Below are 18,262 nucleotides of genomic sequence, written 5' to 3'. Positions count from 1 at the left end.
ACGCGGGGCATCAAATGTTGTATTCGTTGCTTAATCTGAATTTTTCAGGAAAACTTACTACTTATGATAGATACAGAAGTAAAAGTTCACGATAATTTTGCCTTGGAGTTTAAAATCGGATTTATTACGAATAAAAACCCAAAAGACATCAATGAGTTCCAGATTAATACATGGATGTTCCTCCCGAACAGCCTTGATATTAACCGTTCCACATATAAGAAATCCGACTTTTACAGGGATGTAAAGAATAATCTGCGCCTGATTACTCCTGTCTATTCTCTGGAGGAGATACTCAAAACCGGACGGGGGCCTCTGCCACGCTTGCAAAAGGCGATGGACGCGCTGGTTTTGGATCCAACTGATGAAAGCCTTACGGAAAGTTACGTGTACCAGATAAAAATGCTGGTTTGCATCGTAAAAAGCGCATTGAGGCGCCATGTACAAATCATTAACAGGACAACCTCCGATGAAAAGGTTGTTTCACACATACAGGCTTATATAAGCAATGTGAGGGAAATAGCCCTCCGGTACAGGGAGAAATGGGATGAACTGACCAAGCCTGACATTACGAAACAGCAGCAGGATTTTTTCCTGTTTGGCGATGACTTTTTGGGGAATATCATAGAGCAATACGCTTTTCAGATAATGAAACTATTGGATGGAAATCCAGCTCTTAATGAGATTAGAACAGAACTGTATAAACTGATAGAGGACGAAAGGGAGCACAAAAAGAAACGCGGATTCATGCTGCTCGAAAAAGGGAACGAGAAACACAACAGCCTCGTAATCACACAACGGAATATTTTGAAAAAATTCGTTGAAAGCGACCTTTTCCTGCAAATCATACGAAAGAAAGACGGACTGTTTGCCGAACAGTTTTACTATAGTGTGGCAGCAGGTATTGCCATGATATTCGCCACGCTTATATCTTTTTTCGCTACATTGCGGTTCGGGAATTTCACTACCGACCTCTTTGTGATACTCGTATTCAGTTATATGTTCAAAGACAGGATAAAGGATATGATGCGATATTACTTTTCATCGAAGCTGGGCAAGAAGTATTTTGACTCAAAACTGAAATTAAGTATCCGTAAACAGGAGATAGGCTGGATAAAGGAAGCTTTCGATTTTATCGAAGAAAACAAGCTTCCTGAAGAAGTGCGCAATATCAGGGCGAGAAGCCCTCTTGTAGAAGCAGAGAATCAGGTATATGACGAAAAAATAATCTTGTACAGGAAATGGGTTAACCTGTCGAAAGAAGAGATTGAAAAATACAAGGAATACCGCTTATCCGGCATTAATGACATTACACGGTTTCATCTGATAAATTTTACACAGAAAATGGATAATCCATATATCCCCCTTCACTTGCCAAATGCAGAGAACGGGTACGAAACCATCGAAGGAAATAAGGTTTACTCTCTTTATTTCATCATCCAGTGCCAGTCTGACGAGGACGAATATTATAAGAAATACCGGATATTGTTTGACCGTAACGGGATAAATGATGTGAGCGAACTGAACTGACTTATTTCTTTTTACACAACCTCAATGCTTCATCGAATAGTTGCTCTATTACCTGAACAGGCAAATCCTGATTCGGGCCTGCCCTGAATATTTTCACCCGCGACCTGCTGCCTGTCTCTAATAAGGGATGGTTTATATATTTCCCTTCGGCAAAAGGATATACGGCTCTCCTGCCTTCTTATCTGTCCAGAGATAACAGACTATTTCTGTTTTTGAGCAATATTGTACACTGTTACAATCCGTTTCGATTATAGCTGCGTGACAATAGCTGCCAGCCTTACCAATATTGGCTTATCTTCCGCCAATTTTCAAATGAAGCTTACGGGTAAATTCCTCCGCCTTTCCTTTTTCTTCTTCCGAATATAAGCATATACTGTAACACTGGCTACAGCAGCTACTAAAGTTACAGCCAGAACTTTCTTTGTCATATCGTTGTATTTAATTTACAATCCCATTAAGTTATAGTAAAGTTAGTACAAAAATTGAAATAATCTATTTCAAGTTACAGATTTTGGAAGGATAAGAGACGGTTTAAATCTTTATTTCGATAAGATTTCGGGGGTCTTTAAATACTAAAGTGGCTTATCAGTATTAAATACAGGAATACGGCAGGAATTGCCAGTATAGTGCTATCGAAGCGGTCGAGGATACCGCCATGTCCCGGAATCATATTCCCTGAATCCTTTACACCCAAAGTACGTTTAATAAGAGATTCGAACAGGTCGCCCCATGTGCCGGATACAACGGTTACAGTGGCAAATCCCAGCCATGCAGCAACTGACAGGTTGGTAAAGAAGTGTGCAAAAATCAATGATGATCCTATAGAAACGACCATTCCACCGATAAAGCCTTCCCATGATTTTTTAGGGGATATGCGTTCAAACAAACGATGCTTGCCGAAAGCCATCCCGGTAAGATATGCAAAGGAATCGTTGACCCATATAAATATCAGCAAGGCTAAAATATATACATAGTGATAGCTACCGGGCTCATATCTGAAAACAAGATAGTTAGTAAGTGAATACGGCACGGCGATATAGATTTGCCCTAAAATGGAATAAGCCAGCGACTGGATAGGGTTTGGACGTTTAAGATACAGCTCACTGATGAATAATACCAATATGTAAATGATATACGGAACAAAAGCCAATATGGAGGATCCATCTGTAAAATAATAAAAACTTCCGGTAAAAAGGAAGAATCCGCCAACTATATTCCATGTGCGTACAACCGGAACCTTCGCGGCTTTCTCTATTAACCCATAAAATTCGAAAAGTGAAAATACCGTTATAAGCGAGAATATAACGTAGTAAGTATATTCATTGATAAGGATGCCCCCAAGTAATAAGCTGACAAATACAGCTCCGGCAATAATACGAACAGCAATATTAGGTAACTTCAAGGTAATAGGGTTTTATTATTCTGAAGCAAAAGTAGTAAAAATACCTTTAAGTTATAAGTAATAACAGGGCAAATGAAAAATATACGGTTCCTGTTCTGCTAAATGATGCATTCCCAGAGGGAATATAAATGTACGCGAGAGTTATCTCTCCACAAAGGATAGTTCAGCCAGTTTATCATTTTTAGGCAAATAGATGAGTAAGCGCTGGTTTATCTTTGCCATACCTGTAGTAAGGTTATTCCATAAGATAATATCCTTCTTGGATACATTGTAATAGGATGCTATTTTTGTGATCGTCTCTCCTATTTTCACTGTATGGTATACCTTTCTGGCATCATCATTGAGTAATATATTACTATAAATATCTACACTGTCATCATCTTTATCAATCAGCAAAGAATAGTCACCAGCATTCTTGTTGGTTTCCGTACCTTTTTCTGCCACAGGGATATTCTCGGATTTATTATTTTGGGCGAAGAATTCAACCTGCTGCTCATTATCCGTAGCCGATTTATCGGTTCGGGAATCAACCTTTTCTTTAATTGAGGCATAAGTTGTATTTGCAAAAGTAACTGCACGGTCAAGTACATTTTTCTTCTTAGAAGAAGTATGCATGCTTATCCTGAAATCGATGTTATTGGTAATGGAATACAGCCTCATGTCATCCGAAGCCTTCAATCCGTTTAATAATCTTTGAGAATTAATTTCCTGCTCTATTCTATCCAGATAATTTTCCAATGCATTGACTTTAGAGCCTGTATCGACAGAAACAGTTAAAAGTTCCGGCTCCCTTAGTTTCGGCGCAACCTCTATATATTCCGTTTTGTGTATTTTAAGTGCCGTTCCGGCTCTCAGCCTATTATTTTTCAGGTTATTCCACTTTTTCAAATCCGCTACAGTCACTTTATTCTTCTTAGCCACTTTAGATATATTATCGCCCTTGATAATATTATATAATACTGTGACTTTTCGTGCTTCCACCCGTGGGCTCATACTTTTCATGAATGCTGACGCCACCCCGTTGTCCGTCATCCGGTAACAGGCAAGAGTCTCTCCCGAATATGAAACGCCATCATTACCGGCAAGCGCCAGTATTTTGTCAACAGGAAGATTTAAGTTATATTCCTTACCTCCTCCGGGTATGATATCTTTTTTAAATTGGGGATTGTACCTACGTATATCTTCCAATGGCATATCCGTAATCTTGGCAATATGCTGAAAGCGCATATTTTTGCTTATTTTTACCGATTCCATCGGAAAAGTATAATCTGTGCCTGCCGAATTAATGTCATGTTCGTTATGATAATTCATCACATATGTTGCAGCTATAAATGCAGGGACATAACGCCTTGTTTCTTTCGGAAGGTAATCATATATATCCCAGTAATCGGTTTTTCCGCCACTACGGGAAATAGCCTTGTTCACATTTCCGGGGCCACAATTGTATGCGGCAATAACCAGATACCAGTCCTGATAGGTACGATAGAGGTCTTTCAGGTATCTTACGGCGGCATAGGTTGATTTAACCGGATCTCTACGCTCGTCTACCAGATTGTTTATTTCCAGCCCGTATGACTTCCCTGTACCACGCATAAATTGCCAAAGCCCCGTTGCCCCGGCTCTGGAACGAGCTACAGGGTTTAAGGCTGATTCGATAACAGGCAGGTATTTCAATTCTGAAGGCAATCCTTCCTTATCCAGAACTTCTTCGAACAAAGGGAAATAGTATTCGCCTTTACCGAGCAGATTGCTTACCTGCTTTCTGCCATTTTTCGTATATCTCTCTATATGATCGCGTACAGCCGGGTTATACGTCAGGTCCACCTCTACCGACAAAGCATTTAAGCGATCAACATATAATGAATCGGAAAAAGTTAAAACTTTATCGTTTTTGGAGGGGAGTTCTTTAACAGATTGGGTATCCAACTCCTGTTCTTGCAGATATTCCTTGTAGTTCCACTGATCGATAGGCCATGTAGTTCCGGGCGCTACATTGCTATTCATTCCTTTGATCCCTGTTTGACTCATTACAGCTAGCGTGCAACCTATAATAAGCCCTGTAAGTTTTGCAGACATAGTGTTTTGCAATTTTATATAATAGCCCGCCCTTGGTTAACTAACCAGAATAAAGACAGGATGCGGATATTACCACATCCATTCCCCTAAGGTGGCAGACCTATTTGTTATCTTGTAAACACAACAATATCAGAAATTTACAGCAATAAACACATCTTTAAATATTGTCCGTTGCATGCAAAGATATATTTTATATTTAATATACCTGTCAATATTTATAGAAAATGCGAATCAGGGATTGAAGGCAGCTCAACTCCTGCCTGAAAGGCAGAATCTTCATAACCGTATGCAAGCGCAGCGTAGCTTACGGAGCAAGGGGCAATTACACTCCCCCTGCCCGAAGTGGCAGGACACACAGTACGTCCTGTCTTTCAGACAGCTGGTATTGCTCATCCTTTTTCCGCAGGTCGATGACCCGCGGTTATGAAGATTTGGCTTTTCAAGCCTTTTCTCAAATCCTGATTGGCATAAAAATCAGAATAGTAAGTTATTCCGACTGATCTTCTTCCGCTACTATTCCGGGAGCATCTTCTCCTGTTTTTATCTCTATTTCTACATCCTTAGGCAGTTCTTCCGTCTCCTTTATAAGTTCTTCGGAACGGGATACCCACTGACGTTCGCCAAATACCTTTTTCAGGTCATCGGCAAAGATAACTTCTTCTGTGATGAGCAGGTTCGCTAGTTTTCCATGTCCGTCAGCATGCTGGCTCAATAATTTTTTAGCCCGCTCATACTGCTCATTAATCATAGCCTGAACTTCCTGGTCAATCAGCAAAGCTGTTTCTTCACTATATGGTTTTGTAAATCCATATCCTTCTCCGGACGAATCATAGTAGCTCAGATTTGGCATCTTTTCGCTCATACCCAGATACGATATCATGGCGTAAGCCTGTTTGGTTACCCTCTCCAGGTCGTTTGCCGCTCCGGATGAAATATTCCCGATAAAGACTTCTTCGGCGGCACGTCCTCCAAGCAACGCGCACATTTCGTCGAGCATTTGCTCTTTGGTGGTAATCTGCCTTTCTTCGGGTAGATACCACGCGGCGCCAAGTGCTTTGCCCCGGGGAACGATGGTTACTTTCACCAGTGGATTAGCGTATTGCAGGAACCAACTCAATGTGGCATGTCCTGCCTCGTGTATGGCAATCGTTTTGCGTTCGTCGAGAGTAGTTACTTTATTCTTTTTCTCCAAGCCGCCGATTATACGGTCAACGGCATTCGTGAAATCCTCTTTCTGAACCACTTTTTTCCCCTTACGGGCGGCTATCAATGCAGCCTCGTTACACACATTGGCTATATCAGCCCCCGAGAATCCCGGAGTCTGGCGGGCAAGGAACTCCACATCAACGGAGTCATCTATTTTTACAGGGCGAAGGTGTACTTTAAATATCTCTTTCCTGTCGTTCAAATCCGGCAAATCGACAGTAATCTGACGGTCGAAACGTCCGGCACGAAGCAAGGCTTTGTCCAGAATATCAGCACGGTTGGTAGCGGCAAGAATGATAATACCGCTGTTTGTACCAAAACCGTCCATTTCGGTCAACAACTGGTTCAATGTATTTTCACGCTCATCATTAGAGCCCATATTCAGGTTACGTCCACGGGCACGTCCGATGGCGTCAATCTCGTCGATAAAGATAATACAAGGCGATTTTTCCTTCGCTTGCTTAAACAAGTCCCTTACACGGGATGCCCCTACCCCGACAAACATTTCCACAAAGTCGGAACCCGACAAAGAGAAAAACGGAACATTGGCTTCTCCTGCAACGGCTTTTGCCAAGAGGGTCTTACCTGTTCCCGGAGGGCCTACCAGCAATGCGCCTTTCGGTATTTTACCACCAATTTCGGTATAGCGGGATGGATTTTTCAGGAATTCTACTATTTCTTCTATTTCTTCTTTGGCTTCCGACAACCCTGCCACATCCTTGAATGTGACCCGCAGATCCGAGCCTTTATCATAGAGTTGGGCTTTCGACTTCCCTACACTGAAAACGCCTCCGCCACCGCCGGAACCACCGCCGGACATACGGCGCATCATGTATATGAAGAGACCGAAAATAAGGATAACAGGCAGGAAGCCGACCAGTATTTCCAATGGGTTGGTACTGTCTTCGTAACTTACATCTATGTCATATTTATATTCGGCGCGTACTTTATCGTAAAAATCAGCAAACTTATCGGCGGAAGGAATCCTTACCACAATAGCAGGGTTTGTTCCCGCCCGTTCGGCATCGCCCTTAAAAACGCTTTTCACCGAATCGGCTCTTACAAAGGCCTTCAGGGTACTGTTTTTCCTGTCTACTATAATCTTGCTGACACTGTTGCCTTTTACATAGCCCTGAAAATCAGACCATGCTACCTCTTTTGTCACTGTATTGTCCGAGAAGAAATACATGCCAATAATAGCAGCAAATACAATCAGGTATACCCAATAAAGATTGAATGGTATTTTAGGCCCTTTCGTATTTGGGTTTTTGGGCTTATTATCTCCCTTATTATAACTATCCATATTGTTTTTTTACAAATGCGTGTCTTAGTTTTTCCTTGACTATAACAAGCATCAATAACTATTTGTTGTTAATAAATATCCGGAATAGATTCCAGCTTGGCATCTGCCCATAAATGCTCGATATTGTAAAACTCGCGCAATTCGGGTAAGAATACATGAACAATAACCGTACCATAATCTATACCTACCCAACGGCTCTCACGTAAGCCGTCAATCGTAATAGGCCGTTCTTTTTTCTTTTTGAGGTAATCGACAATTTCGTCTGATATCGCAGATACTTGTGTAGGCGTATTTCCTTCGCAAATGACAAAGTATTGGCAAATGGTTCCGGGTAGTTCCGTCATATCTACAATGACAATGTTTCTAGCTTTCTTTTCCTGGCATGCAGCCACAATATTGTTTACTAAGCTTTTTCCTTCTTTCATTCAATTTCATTAGTCGTCTTTTGCAACCCGGCATAACATAAAAAACTGAGCCATGCCCCTCTGTTACTTAAAAACGTTCGTTAATTTATAGGGTCTCTTTTTGATTCAAGCTACAAATATAAAGCGATTTTTTGAACTAATCACACTTATCTTATAGAAGAACAAATAATTAATTGGGGTAAAGATAACCAAGTTTTGTAATTTACCTCTGATTTATATAAATTAATATATCCGTAAGGTATAATAATTATCCTTTATTCACAGAAAGAAATCACGTGTCACGAAAGCTTTCGAACTGTGTACCGCTTAGCAAATTCTTTTGCTATGTCGGGCAAGAGACTAAATTCTAACTCGTAATTTAAACCTTTAAAAAAAAGAATTGTCTATATAAGATACAAACTCTGAATCATGAATGCCATGAAAAAGCTACAATACTGCATTTTCTTGCTGTCCGCCGTTTTTATTTCGTGCTCCGAAAAAGAAGAATTCCCTGTGGATAAAGTTATGGTAGAAGTATCCACTTTGGAATTCGAGGCCGAAGGGGGTGTGCAATCCTTTGAGGTGAAAACCCACAAAAATTATATCATGTGGGATGTTGAATCTACCGTCGACTGGTGCAAATTTAAATTTTCCGACCCCAATGGATACTATTCGCCCAATAAGATATTTTATGGCGTAGGAAGCAGGAGCGTTACCATTGAAGTATTACCCAATGAAGAAGGAAAAGAACGCGAGACAGATCTGGTGGTAAGGTGGAATGCAGATGGTCAGGGACTTGAGCCGATATATGTAAAAACAAAGCAAAAATTTAAATATTCCACGGAGTTGTCCGTTTCGCCTCAAGAAATAGATATAACCACTAATGGTACTCGACCTATACTTTCGATAGAAGCGGATGCCTATTGGGAGGCGGTGGATATACCCGACTGGTTATCTCTGAATCAGGAACAAGGCTTTGGAAATGGAAAGATTACTGTCCGCGGAAAGGGGGATGAAAGCAATAGCGGAAAATTTACTATTACAACACAAGGAAAATCCATAGATATACATGTCAGAAAATGGGGTAAAATAGAGGCTTATATAGAAACCAACGGGGCCGATAATCTGGACGGAATATTGTTTCAGGAAGGGTTATACAATATCACTAAAAAGCTGAAGATAAACGGATGGATGTCTACATATGATTTTTCGGTATTAAAAAAAATGCTTGTGCTTGAAGAGTTAGATCTCACGGATATACAATTTCGGAGTGGGGTAAACGAGTTGCCTCCTTATGCTTTAACCGACGGTAAATTTAGATCAATTTTGTTGCCCAAAAACCTTTTGGCATTAAATACAGGTGTATTCTCGTCTTGTCCTCTGTTGCAGTCCATAGATATTCCCGAAGGAACGTTATTGCTCGGCTCTTTTGCCTTTAGCTGGTGTACTTCTCTCGAATACGTAACATTGCCAAACAGCCTGAAAAGTATTGATACTGCGGCATTTTCGCATTGTACCAGTCTCAAGGAAATACACATAAAGAACCCGAAACCGTTCACTATTCCCAATATAGTTGATTTTCAAATAAAGAATAGTTGTACAGTATATGTGCCCAAAGGCTCGAAAGAAAAATATCAAAATACGGCAGGATGGTCTGATTTTAAGAATATTGTAGAAGAGTAAGAAGTAGTATCATCGCTACTCGCGCGGATGGAGCATTATACCTTTTTGGGACATCTATTAAAATCACACATTATTCAATAGACGAAAATATAAATTTCATCCTAACTTTGTACCAATGAAAAAATATGATTCGATTACCATTGTCGGCCCTACCGCGTCAGGCAAAACCACCTTCGCCTGCCATCTGGCATATTCGCTCGGTGCGGAGATCATAAGCGGGGATTCACGCCAGGTATACCGCTCAATGGATATTGGCACAGGAAAAGACCTGTCGGACTATACTGTGAATGGGGAAAATATACCCTACCACCTGATAGATATCCGCGAGGCAGGAGATAAATACAATATATTCGAATACCAGCATGATTTTCACGAGGCATATACGGATATTAAGAGCAGGGATAAACTTCCAATAATATGCGGGGGGTCAGGCCTTTATATCGAAGCGGTATTGAAAGGGTACTCCCTTGTAAATGTTCCGGAGAATAAGGAGTTAAGGGAGAGATACGCCAACCATACCCTACCGGAACTTACCAAAATACTGGAATCATATAAAACACTGCACAATAAGACAGACGTGGATACCGCCCAACGGGCAATCAGGGCGATAGAAATAGAGGAATACAAGCAAGCCCATCCACTGGAACAAAACGAGTTTCCTCCCCTCAACAGCCTTGTCATAGGAGTAGACATCGACAGGGAACTGCGCCGGAAGAAAATTTCGGAAAGGCTGAAAGCCCGTCTGCAAGAAGGGATGATAGAAGAAATACAGGAGATACTGGACAGGGGAATCGCTCCTGACGACCTGATATATTACGGACTGGAATATAAGTATGTCACGCTTTATCTGCTGAAACAACTTAGTTATCAGGAAATGTATTCCCAGTTGGAAATAGCTATACACCAATTTGCCAAACGGCAAATGACATGGTTCAGGGGAATGGAGAAAAGAGGGATACCCATCCATTGGATAAACGCTGAAATGCCGGCCGATAAAAAAGTAGAAGAAGTAAAATTGTTAATTAATATCAATCATCGGTCTTTTTAGTTAATTTTATTTTAAAGCCGGGGATCAATCATTTCCATAATGTAATTTTAAGAAAAATTTATGCCCGTATAAATATGATTAATTTTTAAAACATTATTTGTTAAACCATTTTTACCTTGAATTACTTAGAGCCTGTTTCAATTTTAGCGAAAATTTTTATACAGGTTCAGGTCAATAGTTCTTAGCAATTTTTTTATGCTCTTTTTGCCGTATTTTACCCTTTTTACTCTTGGTTTAGCCCGCTAAACCGGCTAGCAAAAATGATAAAATCCATCTAAAAACAGCTATAAAAAAGATTTGCTATAAAATTTAAACAGACTCTTAAATGCAACCATTTTTTAAAACATAATTATTTAAAACAGGCTCTTATATAAACTCATTCAATTAAAGCCCAATATTGAATAAATATCCATAGCCCGATAATTTTGAATTATATAAGAAACTTTAAAAACCCCACCAACGATGAGAAAGAAAAAATTAGGAGCTCTCCTCCTGGGATTAATTTGTATTTTGGGGAGTATCCATTCCGAAGAATATACCCCGGTAGATTATGTCAGCCCACTGGTAGGCACTCAATCTAAATACTCCCTGTCTACAGGAAACACATACCCGGCCATAGCCATGCCGTGGGGTATGAATTTCTGGATGCCGCAGACCGGAAAAATGGGTGACGGATGGGCATACACTTACGACGCAGACAAAATTCGCGGATTTAAACAAACACACCAACCAAGCCCATGGATTAACGATTACGGCCAATTCTCCATTATGCCCATAACAGGCGAACTGAACTTCGAACAGGACAAACGGGCAAGCTGGTTTTCGCACAAAGCCGAAATTGCAAAGCCTTACTATTACAGAGTATATCTGGCCGACCATGATGTAGTAACGGAGATGGCGCCTACTTCACGGGCAGTAATGTTCCGCTTCACATTCCCTGAAAATGACAAATCGTATGTGGCTGTCGATGCTTTCGATAAGGGCTCGTATGTAAAGATTATTCCTTCCGAGAATAAAATAGTAGGGTATACAACCCGCAACAGTGGCGGCGTTCCCGAAAACTTCAAAAATTATTTTGTTATCGTATTCGATAAACCGTTTACATTTACCAGCACGGTAAAAGTAGATGTAGTAGAAAAGGATGGCAAGAAAACAGATGTTGCTACTTATTTCAACGATAAAACAGAAATTACCGACAATCACGCCGGAGGTGTAATTGGCTTCTCCACCCAAAAAGGTGAAGTAGTACATGCCCGTATCGCTTCCTCATTCATCAGCCCAGAACAGGCTGAACTGAACCTAAAGGAACTTAACGGATTATCATTCGATCAGGTCACAGAGCAGGGGCGTCAGGAATGGAATAAAACATTGGGGCGCATCGAAGTGGAAGACAATAATATAGATAACCTGAGAACATTCTACTCATGCCTGTACCGTTCGGTACTGTTTCCACGATCTTTCTACGAAATAAACGCTAAAAACGAAGTTGTACACTACAGTCCTTACAACGGAGAAGTACTGCCCGGCTATATGTTTACAGATACCGGATTCTGGGACACATTCCGTTGCCTGTTCCCATTCCTCAACCTGATGTATCCTGAGATGAACGTCAAAATGCAGGAGGGATTAGTTAATACATACAAGGAAAGTGGATTCTTGCCTGAGTGGGCAAGCCCGGGACACCGTGGCTCCATGGTCGGCAACAACTCTGCATCCATCGTGGCCGACGCTTACCTGAAAGGGCTTCGCGGATACGATGCCGAAACATTGTGGGAAGCTGTTGTTCACGGGGCAAACGCCGTACATCCAAAGGTAAGTTCTACAGGCCGTCTGGGTTGGGAATATTATAACAAACTGGGCTATGTGCCTTATAACGTGAAAATAAACGAGAGTGCCGCGCGCACACTGGAGTACGCTTATGACGACTGGTGTATCTACCAGTTCGGGAAAAAACTGGGCAAGCCTGCAAAAGAAATAGACATCTATGCCAAACGTGCCATGAATTATAAGAATCTGTATGACCCTGAGCATAAACTGATGCGCGGTAAAAACGAAGACGGGAAATTCCAGTCTCCGTTCAACCCTTTGAAATGGGGAGATGCCTTCACCGAAGGAAACAGCTGGCACTATACATGGTCGGTATTCCACGACCCGCAGGGATTAATCGACCTGATGGGTGGAAAGGCGGGTTTTAACCAGATGATGGACTCGGTATTTAGCGTACCGCCATTATTCGACGACAGCTACTATGGAGATGTTATCCACGAAATACGCGAAATGCAGATAATGAATATGGGTAACTACGCACATGGTAACCAGCCTATACAGCACATGATATATATGTATAACTATTCGGCTGAGCCGTGGAAAGCCCAATACTGGGTACGCGAGGTGATGGATAAGCTGTATACTCCTAATCCTGACGGATATTGCGGGGATGAAGACAACGGACAGACTTCGGCATGGTACGTATTCTCCGCACTTGGTTTCTATCCTGTATGCCCGGGGACAGACGAATATATTTTGGGTTCTCCATTATTTAAATCGGTAACACTGAATCTGGAAAACGGAAATAAGGTAACCATCAAAGCGGATAATAACAAGAAGGCAAACCGTTATGTACAAAGCATGTCGGTAAACGGACAGCCATATCCGAAGAATTACCTGACTCACGAAACCCTGCTGAAAGGCGCTAATATCAGTTATCAGATGGCTGCCGCACCAAACAAGAACAGGGGAACAAGTGACGATGACGCTCCGTACTCATTCTCAAAAGAATTGAAAAACATAAATAAGAAAAAATAATTATGCAAACTAAGAACTATTTAAAAAAAGGAATACTAGGATTAGGTGTGCTGGCTTTTACGATTACTACTTCTGAGATAAAAGCTGCCGGGCTTGCCAGGGAGGAAGCTATTGTTTTTGTTCAGGATAATACAGCTATTAAAAAAGATGACCCATACAAAACCAATCGCCCTGCTGTTGACAAACGGTTATTTAAATCCAAAGCCGTAGAAAATGAGATTGTACGCATTAAGAAAATGCTCGTTAACCCAAAGCTGTCATGGATGTTCGAAAATTGCTTCCCGAACACACTGGACACCACAGTACGCTACCGAAAAACCGATGGAAAGGATGATACGGTAGTGTATACAGGCGATATCCATGCTATGTGGCTACGCGATTCGGGCGCACAGGTATGGCCCTATGTACAGCTCGCAAATAGCGACCCTGAACTGAAAGCAATGCTGGCAGGAGTTATCCGCCGCCAGTTCAAATGCATTATCATAGACCCGTATGCAAACGCGTTTCTTGACCCGCACGACCCGAACCCCGACCACCAATGGATGTCGGACGAAACGGCGATGAAACCTGAACTGCATGAGCGCAAATGGGAAATAGATTCGCTCTGCTACCCTATCCGCCTGGCTTACCACTACTGGAAAACGACAGGGGACGCAAGCGTATTCGACCAGGAATGGCTACAGGCTATAGCACTTGTGTTGCAGACATTTAAGGAACAGCAACGCAAAGACGGTGTAGGGCCATATTCATTCCTTCGCATAACAGACAGGGCACTGGACACACTCAACAATGGAGGACTGGGCGCTCCGGTAAAACCCGTAGGGCTGATCGCTTCGGCATTCCGTCCTTCCGATGACGCCACCACCCTCCAGTTCCTTGTACCGTCCAACTTCTTTGCTGTGTCTTCTTTAAGAAAAGCAGCCGAGATACTGACAGAGGTAAACAAAGACGCCGCATTGGCAAAAGAGTGTGCAGACTTGGCACAGGAAGTAGAAACAGCATTGAAAGAACATGCCATCTACAACCACCCGAAATATGGAAAGATCTACGCATTCGAAGTGGATGGCTTCGGCAACCACTTCCTGATGGATGATGCCAATGTACCGAGCCTTCTGGCTATGCCATATCTGGGCGATGTGAATGTAAACGACCCTATCTACCAGAATACACGCAGGTATGTATGGAGCGAAGATAATCCTTACTTTTTCAGAGGGACTGCCGGAGAAGGTATCGGAGGCCCGCATATCGGTTACGACATGGTGTGGCCGATGAGCATCATGATGAAAGCCTTTACCAGCCAGGACGATAAGGAGATACAAGCATGTATAAAAATGCTGATGGAAACAGACGCCAATACAGGATTTATGCACGAGTCTTTCAATAAGAACGACCCGGCCAATTTTACCCGCGAATGGTTTGCTTGGCAAAACACATTGTTCGGCGAACTGATAATCAAACTGGTAAATGAAGGAAAAGTTGGCTTATTGAATGAAATAAGATAAAAACGGTTAAATGTATTTTTTTTGAAAGCAGGGTGTATCTCATATATGGATACATCCTGTTTTTATTTAGAGTCTGTTCAAATTTTTTAGATTTATTATTGAGATAATTTTTATTTCCGCCAAGCGATAGGCGGGCTACTTGAGCTGAGTGAATAGGAAAATTAGCCAAGTTATTTTTTAATCGTTATTAAACTTACGCCTGCAAGAAGTAATTGCTGTCCCCTATAAGATTTTGCTTACATTTGCTACTTGTTAAAGCAAAAAAAGAGTCCGTCTCTTTATAAGTGACAGACAACCTATTGAACTTATGACTGCAAATATAGGGCATCTCACCCTTTAATTTATTGCTTATTTCCGCACAATTATTATCCAATCACGCCTAATTGCCCGTTTTTTAAGATTTTTTTAGTATCTGCAAACACTCATTTTTCTCGCAACTTTTTTCTTGTAAGGTGCTTATTTACAGGTGTTTTACAAATGTTTTACAAATGGCTTAACGGGAAGTCGGATTTTTCTCTTTTAATTCGCTTGTATCTTATTGATATACAGGCTGTTATTCGGTGTAGATGGCGGCAAATCACTACTTTTTTGTTTGACAAATGTTGCACAAAGCTTTTTTGTTTCATTTTTCAGTCTTGTAATTCATTGCTATACAGTGGTTTGCAAAACGAATTTTCCGCTGTCCGTCACTTATAAAGAGACAGACTCGAAAACCTATCAGGAGACACTTCTTGTTTTTTTGCAAGAAGGCATATAAAGACGGTAGAAACGAAGCAAATAACAAATGTATTCACAACTACATTTCTATAGGAATATAGTATATCGCTATATACACAAAGGTCATATATCGTGCCCATCCGGTATATGTCCGGGAATGGGTATTTGCCTTTTTACTTTTACAAAAGTAATAAAAGAAATAACAAATATAATTAAAAATCTAACATCCGGGGAGGGAACATCCGTATTGTCTTGTTTGTCTTCAACGTTATCTTATTTGTCTTCAATCGGTCTTTTACCGCTTGCGAAAGTCGTAAAAGAACACCTCCCCGTTTTTTTCAGTCGACAGTTAACAGTTAACAGTCAGCAAAGAACTCCGTATTACTCTGTGTACTCCGTGGTGGGAAAGAGCTGCGCAAAGCAATCAGCATATACCAAAATTCAACATATTTTATAACAAATTCTTTTCATTACTAACGTCTATTAAACTCTAAATTTTTTAAATTATAAACTGCTTTTATGAAAACAACTGAAACACGAACAAAAAACCGGTGGAAACAGGCTATCGCCGTTTTCGCCTTCCTAGTACTTACTCCGGGCATATATGCCCAAGTAACTGTAGGAGCAGGTAACGAACCTCAGGATTTCTCTATCCTTGAAATAATCTCCCCCAATGGAAAAGGCGGTATGCGCCTGCCTCACCTGACTACCATTCAGCGCAACGCCATTACAAAACATACCGGATTCACCGGGGTAAAGGCCGATCTGGGTCGCGGGCTGACCATCTACAACACCGACATCGACTGTGTGGAATACTGGAACGGCACAAAATGGGTGTCGCAGTGCGATGACCCGCAGGCCGATCCTTGCCTCGAACCCTGCGACTGCGATGGAGACGGCTTTCTGGCTAAGAGTTGCGGAGGTAACGACCCCGATGACGACGACCCCTGCAACCCGGCGGTAACCCCTCTGAGCTTTACCCGCGACCCGGCAACAAGTGTGGTGGTAGGCACTCCGGTAACCATTACTGTGACCACAACAGGCACCAATCCGGTAAATAATGTAAGCCTCGATGGTGGTAAAAACCGCATCAAAGGAGATAAAATAACCGTTACCCCCGGTAAGGTGGGCGACAACAACTATACCATTACAGTTAACAACTGCCCTACACAGACAGTGACTGTAAACATCAAAGCCACTGTTTGCACCAAGATTACCGCAGCTACAGTGTCGAGCTGCCTGCCCTATATGTTTACTTACCAAACGATGAAACTGACAGCCGTGCAGGCAGATGGGAGCCCGGCCACAGGTTACCAGTGGTATGTAGACGGCGGAGCCGTACCGGGAGAGACAAACCCGGACTTCTATTACAGCCCCGGCACTACAGGCCTGACAGCCGACGCACTGGGCAATATGAAAAAGACCCCGAAAATAACCTGCGCCGCGAGCAATGCCTGCGGTACGGTAACCAGCAATGAATACGAAGTATTGGTAGTGCTGGCTACCCTGGGGAAATTGTCGCCGATATATGTGAATGCATGGAAAGACGGCATCGATGGAGTAACTACCATAGGAGACCCCGACACCGACCTGATAAGGGTCGCCTATGCCCATGTAAACCTAGGTGCTGAATACGATCTCGACCCCTGTAGTAGTAATAATATGTGGGGCGATGTTTACCAGTGGGGCCGGAAGAAAGACGGACATCAGGAACGTAGTAAAACAGCTTTCTATGAAGGTCCGGTAGATGCTGACGATCTGGGTGGTGTAACTGACGTCAATGGGCAAATCGTATCCGGTCATGACGCTTATGGTATGTTTATAAAAAATGCTTTTGCTTTTGGTGATTGGCGTAGTAATACTACATTAAAGGAATATCTTTGGGGTGATGGTATAACAATAGACTATCCTTCACTGGCTTACCGTCCTGTTTGGGCATTGCCAGCGAATAATCCTTGTCCTATCGGCTGGACGGTTCCCAGCCAGAAACAGTGGGGGGCTCTGCTAGCTGGGGGGAATAATAACATTTACAACTCTACTACATTGGAAAATGGTATTGGTTTGGCGAATCAGTGGTTCGTACAATTGAACGCGGCTGGAAAGTGCTCTGGATATACAGTTGATAACGTCCTTTACCTGCCGGCTGCAAGCATGCGCAACCACTACGATGGCTTGTTTAACGACAATAACTTTGGTAGGTACTGGGCGAGCTCGGCGTCTAGCGAATATAATTCTTATTTCCTCACTTTTGGTTTAGGAGGAGTAGGGAATAGCTGGGCCTCCCGCGCAGATGGCTTATCCGTACGCTGCATAGCAGAGTAAACATCCTCCCGTCCTTCGGGGTTTGCAACCCCGAAGTTCTTACTATCAGGATTTGTAATCCGGCAAAACAACAGGCTGTCACTTTTTTAGTACAGCCTGTTGTTTTTTCGTAGAAAATTATCTTATATAGAGAGTTCTTTGATATAGTTGGAGGAAAAAAGTAACAGGAAGAAGTAATGAAAAAAGTGTCACTATTGTCACTTTTTTGCAGTGCAGAACAAAAAATATTATTATAGTTCAACCCCTCGCCCTTTGGGCACTCCCGAC

10 protein-coding genes are annotated in these 18,262 nt (G+C 42.0%); 6 read left to right on the top strand and 4 right to left on the bottom strand.

Annotation, left to right across the window (positions count from 1 at the left end; all coding sequences use genetic code 11):
• The first annotated feature begins 63 nt into the window (after window positions 1–63).
• A complete protein-coding gene (locus D0T84_RS11805; protein ID WP_163308077.1) occupies window positions 64–1,527 on the top strand; it encodes a hypothetical protein in 1,464 nt (487 codons plus the stop codon).
• A 565-nt stretch (window positions 1,528–2,092) separates the two neighbouring features.
• Here the strand turns inward: D0T84_RS11805 and D0T84_RS11800 are convergent.
• The 4 genes from D0T84_RS11800 to rsfS form a co-directional block, all read right to left on the bottom strand.
• On the bottom strand, window positions 2,093–2,929 hold the full coding sequence (locus D0T84_RS11800; protein WP_163308076.1) for a phosphatidate cytidylyltransferase: 837 nt from the start codon (window positions 2,927–2,929) through the stop codon (window positions 2,093–2,095).
• A 141-nt stretch (window positions 2,930–3,070) separates the two neighbouring features.
• Window positions 3,071–5,005: a transglycosylase SLT domain-containing protein gene (locus tag D0T84_RS11795; RefSeq protein WP_163308075.1), complete on the bottom strand. Its 1,935-nt coding sequence runs from the start codon at window positions 5,003–5,005 to the stop codon at window positions 3,071–3,073.
• A gap of 487 nt (window positions 5,006–5,492) precedes the next feature.
• Entirely contained in the window at window positions 5,493–7,514 is a 2,022-nt protein-coding gene (gene ftsH / locus D0T84_RS11790; protein WP_163308074.1) for an ATP-dependent zinc metalloprotease FtsH, read from the bottom strand.
• A 68-nt stretch (window positions 7,515–7,582) separates the two neighbouring features.
• Complete coding sequence (gene rsfS / locus D0T84_RS11785) at window positions 7,583–7,939, bottom strand: ribosome silencing factor (RefSeq protein ID WP_163308073.1); 357 nt, start codon at window positions 7,937–7,939, stop codon at window positions 7,583–7,585.
• A 417-nt stretch (window positions 7,940–8,356) separates the two neighbouring features.
• Here rsfS and D0T84_RS11780 point away from each other — a divergent pair, with 417 nt between their 5' ends.
• From D0T84_RS11780 to D0T84_RS11760, 5 genes are all read left to right on the top strand, one after another.
• Entirely contained in the window at window positions 8,357–9,601 is a 1,245-nt protein-coding gene (locus D0T84_RS11780) for a leucine-rich repeat protein (RefSeq protein ID WP_163308072.1), read from the top strand.
• Between the two features lie 115 nt (window positions 9,602–9,716).
• Complete coding sequence (gene miaA, locus D0T84_RS11775) at window positions 9,717–10,649, top strand: tRNA (adenosine(37)-N6)-dimethylallyltransferase MiaA (RefSeq protein ID WP_163308071.1); 933 nt, start codon at window positions 9,717–9,719, stop codon at window positions 10,647–10,649.
• 462 nt (window positions 10,650–11,111) lie between these two features.
• Window positions 11,112–13,454: a GH92 family glycosyl hydrolase gene (locus tag D0T84_RS11770; RefSeq protein ID WP_163308070.1), complete on the top strand. Its 2,343-nt coding sequence runs from the start codon at window positions 11,112–11,114 to the stop codon at window positions 13,452–13,454.
• 2 nt (window positions 13,455–13,456) lie between these two features.
• Window positions 13,457–14,956 carry a glycoside hydrolase family 125 protein gene (locus tag D0T84_RS11765; RefSeq protein WP_163308069.1) on the top strand — a complete coding sequence of 500 codons (1,500 nt, stop codon included), beginning with the start codon at window positions 13,457–13,459 and terminating at the stop codon, window positions 14,954–14,956.
• Between the two features lie 1,236 nt (window positions 14,957–16,192).
• Entirely contained in the window at window positions 16,193–17,995 is a 1,803-nt protein-coding gene (locus D0T84_RS11760; protein WP_163308068.1) for an FISUMP domain-containing protein, read from the top strand.
• Window positions 17,996–18,262: the final 267 nt, after the last annotated feature.

It is taken from the genome of Dysgonomonas sp. 521 (assembly GCF_010501055.1).
Lineage (GTDB): Bacteria > Bacteroidota > Bacteroidia > Bacteroidales > Dysgonomonadaceae > Dysgonomonas.
Note: the sequence above shows the minus strand (reverse complement) of the source record. Positions and strands in the feature narration are given on the sequence as shown.

Coding starts and splice junctions, on each gene's coding strand:
- D0T84_RS11805 (WP_163308077.1), top strand. CDS start 64: ATGATAGATACAGAAGTAAAAGTTCACGATAATTTTGCCTTGGAGTTT.
- D0T84_RS11795 (WP_163308075.1), bottom strand. CDS start 5,005: ATGTCTGCAAAACTTACAGGGCTTATTATAGGTTGCACGCTAGCTGTA.
- ftsH (WP_163308074.1), bottom strand. CDS start 7,514: ATGGATAGTTATAATAAGGGAGATAATAAGCCCAAAAACCCAAATACG.
- rsfS (WP_163308073.1), bottom strand. CDS start 7,939: ATGAAAGAAGGAAAAAGCTTAGTAAACAATATTGTGGCTGCATGCCAG.
- D0T84_RS11780 (WP_163308072.1), top strand. CDS start 8,357: ATGAAAAAGCTACAATACTGCATTTTCTTGCTGTCCGCCGTTTTTATT.
- miaA (WP_163308071.1), top strand. CDS start 9,717: ATGAAAAAATATGATTCGATTACCATTGTCGGCCCTACCGCGTCAGGC.
- D0T84_RS11770 (WP_163308070.1), top strand. CDS start 11,112: ATGAGAAAGAAAAAATTAGGAGCTCTCCTCCTGGGATTAATTTGTATT.
- D0T84_RS11765 (WP_163308069.1), top strand. CDS start 13,457: ATGCAAACTAAGAACTATTTAAAAAAAGGAATACTAGGATTAGGTGTG.
- D0T84_RS11760 (WP_163308068.1), top strand. CDS start 16,193: ATGAAAACAACTGAAACACGAACAAAAAACCGGTGGAAACAGGCTATC.